Below are 13,140 nucleotides of genomic sequence, written 5' to 3'. Positions count from 1 at the left end.
ACACATCCTCGGTGCCGTTCGAATCGCCAGTGCGACAACAGATCACGGCGATTCAACCGGCTTCGGGACAATTCAGGAGGTAGTTGAATGTCCACAGTCATCCACCGCAAAGGCCAGCGCGAACCGAAGACCGCCGACCCACGGCCGACCGTGGAGGAGGGTCCCGCGCCCGACCGCCGATCAACCGAGAGCGATTCCTACGATCCGGAATTCGCCTTCGTCCGCCCACCGGGAACGGTGGACGCCGACGAGCCGGCCGAACCCACCGCGAAGGTCGTGTTCAGCGGCCGCAACGTCGAGATCCCCGACCACTACCGCATCTACGTCGGCGACAAACTCGCTCGTCTCGAGCGATTCGATCCGACCATCTACCGATTCGACGTCGAGCTGAACCACGAGCGCAACCGGAGACAGTCCAAGGTCTGTCAACAGGTGGAGATCACCGCGACGGGCAAGGGGCCGATCGTCCGGGCGCAGGCCTGCGGCGAGAACTTCTACGCCGCCCTCGAACACGCGCTCGACAAGGTCGAGTCCCGGCTGCGCCGCGTCAAGGACCGCCGCCGTGTCCATCACGGCAACCGTCGGCCGCTCTCGGTCGCCGAAGCCACCGAGATCGGTGCGCCGCCCCTCCGCGACAACCAGCTCTCCGTGGACGGTTTCGTCGGTGATCCGAACTCGACGGCGGCCGACTCCGCCGAACAGTGGGACGACGGCGTGGAGGAATACACACCCGGTCAGATCGTCCGCGTGAAGGAGCACACGGCCGTGCCGATGACCGTCGACGACGCGCTCTACGAGATGGAACTGGTCGGCCACGACTTCTTCCTGTTCCACGACAAGGAGACCGACAAGGCGTCCGTCGTCTATCGCCGGCACGCCTTCGACTACGGGCTCATCAGGTTGACCTGACGCCCGAGCGGGCCCCGCAGGCGGTCATCCGGTCGATGTCCGACGATCCGATCAGGGTCTGCTCAGCTCACCTCGGTACCATGGGATCCGGTCTGTGCGTTCGCGCGGGCCGGATTCCGTGTGTTTTCTACAGGTGAGGGACTCGATCCACGGTGCTGAACAAGCTGTTGCGTGTCGGCGAAGGCCGCATGGTCAAGCGACTCGATGCGATCGCATCGCACGTCGAGACGCTGTCCGATGACGTCGAGGCGTTGACCGACGCCGAGTTGCGTGCCAAGACAGACGAGTTCAAAGAGCGCATCGCCGACGGGGCGTCGCTCGACGAGCTGCTGCCCGAGGCCTTCGCGGTCGCCCGCGAGGCGGCGTGGCGAGTGCTCGACCAGAAGCACTTCCACGTGCAGATCATGGGCGGGGCGGCGCTGCACTACGGGAACATCGCCGAGATGAAGACCGGTGAGGGCAAGACGCTCACCTGTGTGCTCCCGGCCTACCTCAACGCGCTCTCCGGCGACGGCGTGCACGTGGTCACCGTCAACGACTACCTGGCCAAGCGCGACTCCGAGTGGATGGGCCGCGTGCACCGGTTCCTCGGTCTCGACACCGCCGTCATCCTCACCGGCATGAGCTCGGCCGCGCGGCGCGAGGCCTACGCCGCCGACATCACCTACGGCACGAACAACGAATTCGGCTTCGACTACCTGCGCGACAACATGGCGCACTCGCTCGAGGACCTCGTCCAGCGCGGCCACTCGTACGCGATCGTCGACGAGGTCGACTCGATCCTCGTCGACGAGGCCCGTACCCCGTTGATCATCTCCGGCCCCGCCGAGGGGTCGAGCAAGTGGTACACCGAGTTCGCGCGGATCGCCCCGCTGCTCGAGCGCGACGTGCACTACGAGGTCGACATCAAGAAGAAGACCGTCGGTGTCCACGAGGCCGGCGTCGAGTTCGTCGAGGACCGCCTCGGCATCGACAACCTCTACGAGGCCGCCAACTCGCCCCTGGTCAGCTACCTGAACAACGCGATCAAGGTCAAGGAGCTGTTCCAGCGCGACAAGGACTACATCGTCCGCAACGGCAACGTCATGATCGTCGACGAGTTCACCGGCCGCGTGCTCGACGGGCGTCGCTTCAACGAGGGCCTGCACCAGGCCATCGAGGCGAAAGAGGGCGTCGAGATCAAGGCCGAGAACCAAACGCTCGCCACGATCACGCTGCAGAACTACTTCCGCCTCTACGAGAAGCTGTCCGGGATGACCGGTACCGCCGAGACCGAGGCCGCCGAGTTCGACCAGATCTACAAGCTCGGGGTGCTGCCGATCCCGACCAATAAGCCGATGATCCGCAAGGACCAGGGTGACCTGATCTACAAGACCGAGGAGGCGAAGTTCGCCGCGGTCGTCGACGACGTCACCGAGCGCCATGCGACGGGTCAGCCTGTCCTGATCGGTACGACCAGCGTCGAGCGTTCGGAATACCTCTCCCGCCAGCTCAAGAAGCGCGAGATCCCGCACAGCGTCCTGAACGCGAAGTTCCACGAGCAGGAAGCGCAGATCATCGCCGAGGCGGGTCGGCTCGGCGCGGTCACCGTGGCCACCAACATGGCCGGTCGCGGTACCGACGTCGTGCTCGGCGGCAACCCCGACATCATCGCCGACACCCGGCTTCGCAAGGCCGGTCTCGACCCGGTGCAGACCCCCGACGAGTACGAGGCCGCGTGGGACGAGGCCATCGAGGTCGCCCGCACCGACGCCGCGAAGGAGGCCGAGGAGGTCCGCGCGGCCGGCGGTCTGTACGTGCTGGGCACCGAACGCCACGAGTCACGCCGTATCGACAACCAGCTGCGCGGCCGTTCCGGCCGCCAGGGCGACCCGGGTGAGTCGCGGTTCTACCTGTCGGTCGCCGACGAGCTCATGCGTCGATTCAACGGCGGTGCGCTCGAGGCGATCATGAACCGGCTGCCCGACGACGTCCCCATCGAGGCGAAGATGGTGACCAAGGCGATCCGCAGCGCGCAGACGCAGGTCGAGCAGCAGAACTTCGAGATGCGCAAGAACGTGCTCAAGTACGACGAGGTGATGAACGAGCAGCGCAAGGTCATCTACGCCGAGCGCCGCACCATCCTCGAGGGCGAGGATCACCACGAGCAGGTCAAGCAGATGGTCGACGACGTCGTCGGGGCCTACGTCGACGGTGCGACCGCCGAGGGTTACGCCGAGGACTGGGATCTCGACGAGCTGTGGACCGCACTGCGTGCGCTGTACCCGATCGAGCTCGATCCGAAGGATGTCGTCGGTGAGTCCGAATACGGTGAGCGCGATGACATCTCGGCCGACGAGCTGCGCGAGAAGCTCGTCGCCGACGCGCGCGCCGCGTACGACACCCGTGAGAAGCAGATCGACGCGATCGCCGGCGAGGGCGCGATGCGACAGCTCGAACGGAGCGTGTTGCTGAGCGTGCTCGACCGCAAGTGGCGCGACCACCTGTACGAGATGGACTACCTGCGCGAGGGCATCCACCTGCGTTCGATGGCCCAGCGTGACCCGGTCGTCGAGTACCAGCGCGAGGGCTTCGACATGTTCCACGGCATGCTCGAGGGCTTGAAGGAAGAGACGCTGAGCATCCTGTTCAACGCGCAGGTGCAGACACAGCAGCCGGCGGCCGAGCAACCGCTCCCGAGTGCTGCCGACCTGCGCGCGGCCGTGGGCGCGGGTGCCCCGGCACCGGTGCCCGCTCCCGCTCCGGCCGCCGACTCCGGTGCTCAGGCCCCGGCCGCCCTGCGGGCCCCGACTCAGTCGGCGGACGCGGCGGTCACGTACTCGGGCCCGGGCGAGGGCGGCGGTACGGTCGTGCACTCCGAGGAGGAGGAGCTCTCGGGCGCCGCGGAATCCGCCAGCCGTCGCGAGCGCCGCGCCGCGGCCCGCGCCACCACCAAGGGGTCCCGGCCGAAGCCGCCGAAGTCCAAGAAGCAGCGCCGCTGACCGGCGCCCCAAGCGGGTGCCGCCACCAGCAGTGACCGCCGACGGTCGGTCCCGGAGATGTCCGGGACCGACCGTCGACGTTTTTCTCGGATTCGATGGAACCGGGACGCCGCCCCGTGCGTCCAAATCCCATGCGTCCACTCCTGGCGGGTCCTGAACTCGCACCCACGAGCACGTCGCGGCCGCACGGATCGCGGCCGTCGCAGCAGACACCGCGGGTCCGGGTTCGTCCGGCGCCGCCGTACGAGCCCGCCGGTCCGGTGGTGGCAGCACCGCACGGCCTCGCGACTCCGACGGCCATCCGGCCGTTCCCGGGGTCGGCTCCGGGTGCCGGTTCGGCGCGCAAGACCGCGGTCGCCGCGGCCGAGGCCCGCCGCTTCACCGTTGCGGTGTCCCGGCTGCTGTTCGAGGTGGTCGATCGGCGTCGCTCGGTCGCGCACCTCGGCGACGTCGTGTCGCCGGCGATCGCCGACCAGGTCGCAGCCCTCGTCCGGCACGACGCCTTTCGGATTCCGGAGTCGACCGGAACCGGGACGCCGGGGACCGTATCGACGCCGGTGGCGCAGATGTCGACCGGGAATGTGCTGCGGCGCGTGCACGTCCAGGTGTGCGATCCCAGCGCCGCAGAAGTGTTCGGCTCGTACGAGGGGGGTGGGCGGACCCGGGCGTTCGCGGGCCGCATCGAGCGCAAGCCGATCCGGGTCCGTGGCGCCGCGGACCCAGGCCGGCGATCGTTGGGTCGAGTGGAATACCGGTGGCAGCTGGTGGCCCTCGAGTTCGGCTGACGGGTAGCTCCTGCGCAGACCACGGAAATCCGCGTCGACGGCTACGATCGGCGTCGTGGTCACCCGTCTGTCGCCCCGCGACGCGATGTACTACTTCCTCGACGATTCGCGGTCCACGACCCACCTCGGGGCGTTGCTGATCGTCGATCCCGCGGCCGCGCAGGCGACCTCGGAGAACGCCGAATCGGGCGACACCGGATCCGAAGCGTCCGACGCGGCCAGGCGAGCGTCCCGGCAGTCGACGCTCGACTACGCGGGTCTGGTCTCGCTGGTCGAGAACCGCCTTCAACTCATCCCGCGGTATCGCCAGGTCGTCCGCGAGGTGACGCTCGGGCTCGCGCGCCCGGTCTGGGTCGACGACCCCGACTTCGACATCAACTTCCACATCCGTCGCGCGGGTCTGCCGCGGCCCGGTGGAGCCGTCGACGTCGACGAACTCGTCGCCCGGGTGATGTCGCGGCCGCTCGACCGCACGCGACCGCTCTGGGAGATGTATCTCATCGAGGGTCTCGCCGACGGCCGACTCGCGATCCTGACCAAGTCGCACCGATGCCTCATCGATGATGCGGGCAGCCGGGAGATCAGTGAGGTCATCTGCGACGACACCGAGACAGCGGAACCGCTGCCGGAGGAGTTGTGGATGCCGGGCAGGCCGCCGGGCGGCACCCATCTCGTCGCCGGTGCCCTCGCCGAGGCGCTCGCGCGTCCGGGCGACCTCGTGGACACGGTGCTCCACGGCAACGGAATCGTGTCCGAGATGCGGTCCGCCGTCGGCACGACCGTGCGGCGCGTGGGGGACGTGGTGTCGCAACTGACCGATTCGGCGCCACGCAGTCCGTTGAACAACGCGGGCACCACCACCCGGTCCTTCACCACCGTCGCGCTGCCGCGACGGGGCTGCGCAAAGGTCGCCGAGCATCACGGTTGCACCATCAACGACGTCGAGCTGGCCATCATCTCCGGCGTCATGCGCAAGTGGATGCTCTCGTTCGATCCGGCCGAGGTCCCCGCCGACACCGTGCGGGTGGTCGTGCCGCTGTCGGCACGCGACCCTGGTGTCGAGCGCACGGCCGAGCCGGAACCCGGGTGGATCGGGGTCGGTAAACCGAGTTTCGTCACCGATCTGCCGGTGGGTGAGAGCAATCCGGCCGTTCGGCTGGCGCAGGTGGCCGGCCTGGCCGACCGATATGCGCAGTCGTCGCGCCGGATGACTCTCGGTCCCAGTCCGTTCTTCCCCGAACTGGGTGTGGTGCCGTTCCCGGAGATCAGCTCTCGGGCGTTCCGGTCGCTGAACAGCCGTGCGTACAACGTGCCGGTGGCGATGAGCACGTCGCCGGTGCCGGACCGTTTCGTCCTCGGCGCACCGGTGCGCCAGGTCTTCTCGATTCCCACCCTCGTGTCGCAGCGTGCGCTGGCGATCAGCGTCGTCGAGTACCGTGACCATCTGCACTTCGCCTTCGTCGCCGACCGCGGGGTCATCGCCGATCTGCCCGCGATGGCCGACTACGTCTTCGAGTCCCACGAAGAGCTGACCCAGAAGAGCTGACCCAGCCCTACCGCTGGCCGAACGGGAGTAGTTGACGAATGAGGGTGTACCTGCCGGCGACATTGGCGATGCTGTTGCGGCTCGATGCCGACGGCGAGTTCCGTCCTCTGGGTGGCACGGGCTTCGCCCTGACGCCCGCGCTGCGTGAGGCCTTCGTCTCCGGGGATGACGAGGAGCTGTCCGAGGTCGCGCTGCGCGAGGCCGCGCGTGCGTCGCTGCGCCTGCTAGCCGGGGAGGCCCCGGAGGCCGGCGACCGCGAGTCCGAGTCCGAACTGGTCGCCGACGAGGCGGTCACCGACCCCGCGGACACCCCGCGTCTGCCGCCCCGGCGCGTGGTCGTCGCGGCCGACGTGGCGGACGTGACAATGCGTCCCGACCTGGACGACGCGGTGGTCAAGATCTCCGGGCCCGTCCCGGTGTCGGCGATCGCGTCCGTGCATGTCGACGTCGCCGAGGCGGAGCCAAAGGTGCGTGCGGCCGTGGTGGTCATCGACGCCGCCGACATGGGTGATCTCGATGCCGAACTCGCGGTCGGCGACGTCGAGGACTTCGATCTGGCGTGGTACGCGACTCAGGAACTTCCGTTGCTCCTCGAGCTCCTCTGAACCGGACCACTAACCTACGGTTGCGTAGGTTATGGTTGCTCAGACACGTTCCGACGTCGAAGGCGGTAAGTGAGATGGGTTTGCTCGAGAGGTTCGAGGAACCGGTTTCCGGCATCGCGGCCCGCAGCCGCGGCTCGCAGTGGGCCCGCGCCGCGCTCACCCGGATCACGACGCCGCTCCTGCCCGACGACTATCTGCATCTGGCGAATCCGTTGTGGTCGGCCCGCGAGCTGCGGGGCAAGGTCGTCTCGGTGACCAAGGAGACCGAGGACACCGCGACGATCCGCATCCGGCCCGGTTGGGGCTTCTCGTTCGACTACGCCCCGGGTCAGTACATCGGCATCGGTGTCCTGATGGAGGGCCGCTGGGCGTGGCGTTCCTATTCGCTGACCTCGACCCCCGACTCGTCGGCCAACGACAAGACGATCTCGATCACGGTCAAGGCGATGCCCGAGGGCTTCTTGTCCAGTCATCTGGTGAACGGTCTCCAGCCCGGCACTGTCGTCCGTCTCGCCGCACCGCGCGGGGAGTTCGTGCTGCCGGACCCGTTGCCGGCGAAGGTTCTCTTCGTGACCGCCGGAAGCGGACTCACGCCCATCATCTCGATGCTGCGCACCGCACGACACCGCGACCAGCGCACCGACATCACACTCGTGCACTCGACGCCCACGCCGGCCGATCTGCTCTTCGCCGACGAACTCCGGGACCTGGCGGACAGCGGCGTCGTCGACCTGCATGTCCAGTACACGCGAACCGACGGGCAGATCACTCCCGACGTGCTGCCGTCCCTCTGCGCCGACTGGCGCGAACGTCAGACCTGGGCGTGCGGACCCGCCGGGTTCCTCGACGGCCTGCAGCGCCTCTACGCGGAGGCGCACCTGACCGAGCAGTTGCACATCGAGCGGTTCGCCCTCGAACGCGGCGTCGTCGGGGCCCAGGGCGGCACCGTCACGTTCTCGCGGTCCGGGAAGTCGGCGGTCGTCGACGGTGCGACCACGTTGCTCGAGGCGGGGGAGACCGCGGGCGCGATGATGCCGTTCGGATGCCGGATGGGGATCTGCCAGAGCTGCGTGGTGATGCTCGACAAGGGATGCGTTCGCGACCTGCGTTCGGGCGTCGAACACGTCGAGGGCGAGCGCATCCAGACCTGTGTTTCCGCCGCGGCGGGGGACTGCACCCTCGCCGTCTGAGCAGCGTCTTCGTCTCGTGTGGCTCGCGCGCATCGGTGAGCCGGTAGGGTGAACGACGTGCGTGGCGAGAGGAATCTGTTCTGTGGAAACGCCGGCGAAGGCACCAGTGACCGCTGAGGCCCCGGTCCCCAGCGAGATCCCCGTCCTGAGTGACGGAGGCGTCACCCTACGGCCGCATGAGCCCCACGACCTCGACCGGATGGTCGAACTCGCGGCGGATCCGGCCATGATGCGATGGACCCCGATCCCGGCACCGTACAGTCGTGCGGCAGCCGAGCGCTTCGCCCTCGACTACGCGCCGCGCAGCTGGGCGAAGGGCACCCGGATGTTGTGGGCCGTCGAATTCGACGGCCGGTTCGTCGGCACCGTCGACATCGAGGGCGAGGGACCGCTCACCCGACTCAGCTACGACCTGCACCCCGACGCCCGCGGGTGGGGCGTGATGAAGCGCGCCGTCCTGCTGGCCGTCAACTACGCATTCTCCGAAGCGGACAAAGAGGTCGTCCGATGGACGACCGTCGCCGGCAACATCGACGCGCTGCGGGTGGCCCACTCCTGCGGTTTCCGTCTTGACGCCGCGGTTCCCAACGGCATCGAGGTCCGCGGTCACATCCGCGACGCCTGGGTCGGATCGCTGCACGCAGGCGATCCTCAGCATCCCAAGACCGATTGGCGGACAGACGTTTTCGAGACCGAGCGGTTCCGCCTGCGGCCGCTCGCGGAGACCGACGACCCGCGCATCCGGGAGACGCTCGACGACCCGGTGTCGCGCAAGTACCTGTTCGCGCGCCCCGATCCGCTGGAACTCGAACACGCTGCGGCCGAACGCCTCCGCAAGTGGTGGACGGCCGCGCAGGGCACGACATGCACCTGGGCGGTGGCGGATCGCGAGACCGACGACTACCTGGGCGACATCACCCTGCTGCACATCGACGAGGTCACCGGCGCCGAGGCGGGTTTCTACACGCACCCCGAGGCCCGCGGCAAAGGCGTTCTGGGCGAAGCATTTCCGGCTGCGGTCCGGTACGCCTTCGACAAGCTGGGGTTCCGCCGCCTCACCCTCTTCGCCGCCGACAGCAACGAGGGCAGCAAGAAGCTCGCCCGCATCGCCGGCTTCCGCGAGTTCGGCACACAGAAACTCGCCGCCCGGTCCGACGGCGTCTTCGAGGACCTCGTGGGATTCGAGCTGTTCCGCGACGACTACGAGGCCGACCGCAAGGACTGACTGGTCCCGCCCCGTCGACCATCCTGTGTCTCGCGTCGATTGTGCAGCTTCCTCGCCGGCACGGAACCCGTTCCGTTGATCGGTTGAGTCCCGGTTCGTCACACTCACTGGACACGACGCCGTCGCCAACCTACGCTTGCGTAAGTTACGGAAACGTAGGCGTAGGCAGCGGTCGACACGCGCACCTCGAAGTCGCGCCATCGACCGACCACCGGCGAAGGGAACCACACGTATGGCGATCTCTGACATCCCCGAATACGCGCACCTGACCGAGTCCGACCTGGCCGCATTGGGAGCCGAACTCGACGCGATCCGCGCCGACATCGAAGCCGACCGTGGTGAGCGGGATGCGCGGTACCTGCGCAACACGATCCGGTTCCAGCGCGGGCTGGAGGTCACCGGCCGCGCCCTGCTGTTCGGTTCGACTCGGAAGTCGGCCTGGTGGGCGGGTGCGTGCGCCCTCGGCGTCGCGAAGATCGTCGAGAACATGGAGCTCGGGCACAACGTGATGCACGGGCAGTGGGACTGGATGAACGACCCGGAGGTGCACAGCACCACCTGGGAGTGGGACAACACCGACCCGTCGGCGCACTGGAAGCACACCCACAACTACATCCATCACAAGTACACGAACGTGCTGGGCATGGACGACGATGTGGGCTACGGACTGCTGCGCGTCACGCGCGATCAGCGGTGGCGTCCGTTCAACTACGGAAATCTCGTCTACAACACGATTCTCGCGCTCGCCTTCCAATACGGGGTCGCCGTGCAGCATCTCGAGCTGGGCAAGAAGCGCAAGACCCCGGAGGCCCAGGAAGAGTTCCGGCGCAATCGCAACGAGGTCCTGTCGAAGATCGGCAAGCAGGTCGCCAAGGACTACCTCGCGTACCCGGCGCTGGTCAGTGCCGCCACCGGGCACAAGGTCGGGTACGGCCGCGCGTACGCCAAGGCTGCGACCGCGACCGCGCTCGGCAACGTCATCCGCAACGTGTGGAGCAACGCAGTCATCTTCTGCGGTCACTTCCCGGACGGCGCGGAGAAGTTCACCAAGCAGGACATCGACAACGAGACGCAGGCGGAGTGGTACCTGCGCCAGATGCTCGGCAGCGCCAACTTCGACGCCGGATTCCCGCTGGCCTTCATGAGCGGGAACCTGTCGTACCAGATCGAGCACCATATCTTCCCCGATCTCCCCAGCAACCGGTACGCCGAGATCGCGGTACGTGTGCGCGCGCTGTGCGACAAGTACGACCTCCCGTACACCTCGGGTCCGTTCCCGGTGCAGTACGCGAAGGCGTGGCGGACCATCGCCAAGCTCTCGCTGCCGGACAAGTACCTGTCGGCGACCGCGGACGACGCACCCGAGACCGCCTCCGAACGCCGCTTCAAACAGGGCCTGCCCGAGGGTGCGCGTCTGCGGGCGACGATCGACGAGACGACCGGCACGCGTCGTGGGTTGCGTTCGGCCATTGCATCGCTCCGCTCCCGGCGGCGAGACCAGGGTTCGCTCCGCTCGCTTCGTTCCCGAATCGGTGTCGATGCGTCGGCCGCCCGCTCCGACGAGCAGGCCGCCTGATCGGCGCAGGTCAGACGGCCGGCACACATCGAGACCAAGGCAGTGGCCCCGACAGGGGCATAATGAGGCGCAATGGCAATCACTGATATCAACGAGTACGCGCACCTGACCGACGCCGACGTGGAAGCACTCGGTGCCGAGCTCGACGCGCTCCGCCGTGAGATCGAGGCGGACCGCGGCATGCGCGACGTCCGGTATCTGCGGCGCACCATCTTGGCGCACCGTGCTCTCGAGGTCGCGGGCCGCGCGGCTCTCATGGGCAGCCGTTCCCGGCCGCTCTGGCTGCTGGGCACCGGAGCGCTCGCGCTGTCGAAGATCATCGAGAACATGGAGCTCGGGCACAATGTGATGCACGGGCAGTGGGACTGGATGAACGACCCGGAGGTCCACTCGACCACCTGGGAGTGGGACATGGTGTGCGCGGCGCCGCACTGGAAGCACTCCCACAACTACATCCATCACAAGTACACCAACGTCCTCGACATGGACCACGACGTCGGTTACAAGACGTTGCGGGTCACGCGGGACGAACCGTGGAAGCCCAAGCAGCTCCTCCAGCCGGTCACCAACATCCTGCTCGCGGCGCTGTTCGAGTGGGGCATCGGTTTGCACGACCTCGACATCAAGGACGCGATCTCGGGGAAGAAGCCCAAAGAGGTCGCGATCCCGCAGCTGAAGGTGTTCGCGCGCAAGGTCGGCAAGCAGTTGGCCAAGGACTATGTCCTGTTCCCCGCGCTGTCGGGACCGAATTTCAAGCACACGCTGACCGCGAACCTCAGTGCCAATCTGATCCGCAACGTGTGGGCCTACGTCGTCATCTTCTGTGGTCATTTCCCGGACGGCGCGGAGAAGTTCACCGCAGAGTCACTCGAGAACGAGACGCAGGGCCAGTGGTATCTGCGCCAGATGTTGGGGACGGCGAACTTCGACGCCGGACCCGCGATGGCCTTCTTCAGCGGGAATCTCTGCTACCAGATCGAACACCATCTGTACCCGGACCTGCCGAGCAACCGGTACGCGGAGATCGCGGTGCGGGTGCGCGCGCTGTGCGACAAGTACGATCTGCCCTACACCACGGGATCGATTGTGGTGCAGTATCTTCAGACGCTGCGCACGATCAACAAGCTGGCCCTACCCGACTCGTTTCTGCGCGACACCGCCGATGATGCCCCGGAAACCGCGTCGGAGCGGCGTTTCGCCGGGATGACCCCCCGCGCCGCCGGCCTCAAGACCGCGATCCGCGAGCTGCGCGCCCGGCGTCGCCGGCGGTAGCACGCCACTCGGTCACTCCGCCGTCCGTAGCTCCTCGGCCGCGTCGCCCTCGCCGCCGCTGACCGCCACCAGGAGGTGGCGCACGGCCATCGCGCGACGATACGAGTGACCGGTCAGCTCGTCGAGCTTGCACTCGGGATCCGCCGGTGGGCCCAGATGTGTACAGCCGCGGGGACATTCCTCGATCGCGGCGTGCAGATCGTCGAAGGCGGCGACGATGTCGTCGGGTCCGACGTGCGCGAGTCCGAACGACCGGATGCCGGGGGTGTCGATGACCCAGCCACGCGGGCCGGCGTCATCGGGCAGGGCCAACGCCACCGACTGGGTGGACGTGTGCCGGCCCTTGCCCACTCCCGACACCACGCCGGTCGCCCGATATGCGTCCGGGACGAGACGATTGACCAGAGTGGACTTGCCCACCCCGGAGTGGCCGATGAACGCGGTGATCCGACCGCGCAACGTCGACAGGATCTCGTCGAGCGGGTCGTCGCGGCCCGCGCACACCACCGGCAGGTCGAGATCGGCAAAGGCCGCGGTGAATTCGGCGGGATCGGCGAGATCCGATTTCGTCAGGCACAGAATGGGGGACAGGCCGCCCACATAGGCCGCGGCCAGTGCGCGTTCGACGAATCCGGTGCGCGGCGGCGGATCCGCCATGGCGGTCACGATGAGGAGCGCATCGGCATTCGCCACGACGATCCGCTCGTAGGGATCGGAGTCATCGGCGGTGCGGCGCAACACCGTTCGACGATCGGCCACCCGGACGATGCGCGCCAGCGTGTCGGGCCGGCCGGACAGGTCGCCGACCACCGACACGTCGTCGCCGACGACGATCGGGGTGCGACCCAGTTCGCGGGCGCGCATCGCGACGACGCGCCGATCCGGGTCGCCGTCGAGCACCACGCCCCAGCGACCGCGATCGACCGAGACCACCATGCCCTGCTCGGCGTCGTCGTGGGACGGTCGCGTCTTGGTGCGCGGTCGGGTGCCCTTCCCGGGACGGACCCGGACGTCGGATTCGTCGTAGCTCGCCGCGCGGCGACTCAACGGC

10 protein-coding genes are annotated in these 13,140 nt (G+C 67.8%); 9 read left to right on the top strand and 1 reads right to left on the bottom strand.

Annotated features, from left to right (window positions below; translation table 11 throughout):
- The first annotated feature begins 87 nt into the window (after positions 1 to 87).
- From raiA to GR168_RS17115, 9 genes are all read left to right on the top strand, one after another.
- On the top strand, positions 88 to 909 hold the full coding sequence (raiA, locus tag GR168_RS17155) for a ribosome-associated translation inhibitor RaiA (protein WP_159371309.1): 822 nt from the start codon (positions 88 to 90) through the stop codon (positions 907 to 909).
- A 152-nt stretch (positions 910 to 1,061) separates the two neighbouring features.
- Complete coding sequence (gene secA / locus GR168_RS17150) at positions 1,062 to 3,890, top strand: preprotein translocase subunit SecA (RefSeq protein WP_058251941.1); 2,829 nt, start codon at positions 1,062 to 1,064, stop codon at positions 3,888 to 3,890.
- 263 nt (positions 3,891 to 4,153) lie between these two features.
- The gene (locus GR168_RS17145) at positions 4,154 to 4,675 is read left to right on the top strand and encodes an Rv3235 family protein (RefSeq protein WP_319005263.1); all 522 of its coding nucleotides are present in this window, start codon (positions 4,154 to 4,156) and stop codon (positions 4,673 to 4,675) included.
- A 55-nt stretch (positions 4,676 to 4,730) separates the two neighbouring features.
- Positions 4,731 to 6,221 (top strand): wax ester/triacylglycerol synthase domain-containing protein, encoded by a 1,491-nt coding sequence (locus GR168_RS17140; protein WP_159371308.1) that lies wholly within the window; start codon positions 4,731 to 4,733, stop codon positions 6,219 to 6,221.
- A gap of 38 nt (positions 6,222 to 6,259) precedes the next feature.
- Positions 6,260 to 6,826 (top strand): hypothetical protein, encoded by a 567-nt coding sequence (locus tag GR168_RS17135; RefSeq protein ID WP_159371307.1) that lies wholly within the window; start codon positions 6,260 to 6,262, stop codon positions 6,824 to 6,826.
- Between the two features lie 74 nt (positions 6,827 to 6,900).
- On the top strand, positions 6,901 to 8,016 hold the full coding sequence (locus tag GR168_RS17130) for a ferredoxin reductase (protein ID WP_159371306.1): 1,116 nt from the start codon (positions 6,901 to 6,903) through the stop codon (positions 8,014 to 8,016).
- Between the two features lie 106 nt (positions 8,017 to 8,122).
- A complete protein-coding gene (locus tag GR168_RS17125) occupies positions 8,123 to 9,241 on the top strand; it encodes a GNAT family N-acetyltransferase (protein ID WP_159371305.1) in 1,119 nt (372 codons plus the stop codon).
- A gap of 232 nt (positions 9,242 to 9,473) precedes the next feature.
- Positions 9,474 to 10,817, top strand: a complete 1,344-nt coding sequence (locus GR168_RS17120) for a fatty acid desaturase (protein WP_159371304.1) — start codon at positions 9,474 to 9,476, stop codon at positions 10,815 to 10,817.
- Positions 10,818 to 10,889: 72 nt separating this feature from the next.
- Entirely contained in the window at positions 10,890 to 12,089 is a 1,200-nt protein-coding gene (locus tag GR168_RS17115) for a fatty acid desaturase (RefSeq protein ID WP_065631851.1), read from the top strand.
- Between the two features lie 12 nt (positions 12,090 to 12,101).
- Here the strand turns inward: GR168_RS17115 and rsgA are convergent, their stop codons facing one another.
- Positions 12,102 to 13,136, bottom strand: coding sequence for a ribosome small subunit-dependent GTPase A (gene rsgA / locus GR168_RS17110; RefSeq protein ID WP_159371303.1), 1,035 nt, complete (start codon positions 13,134 to 13,136; stop codon positions 12,102 to 12,104).
- Positions 13,137 to 13,140 lie beyond the last annotated feature (4 nt).

This window comes from Gordonia sp. JH63 (assembly GCF_009856645.1).
GTDB classification, from domain to species: Bacteria; Actinomycetota; Actinomycetes; order Mycobacteriales; family Mycobacteriaceae; genus Gordonia; species Gordonia hongkongensis.
The sequence above is the reverse complement of the archived record's forward strand: the minus strand, read 5'-3'. Positions and strand labels throughout refer to the sequence as shown.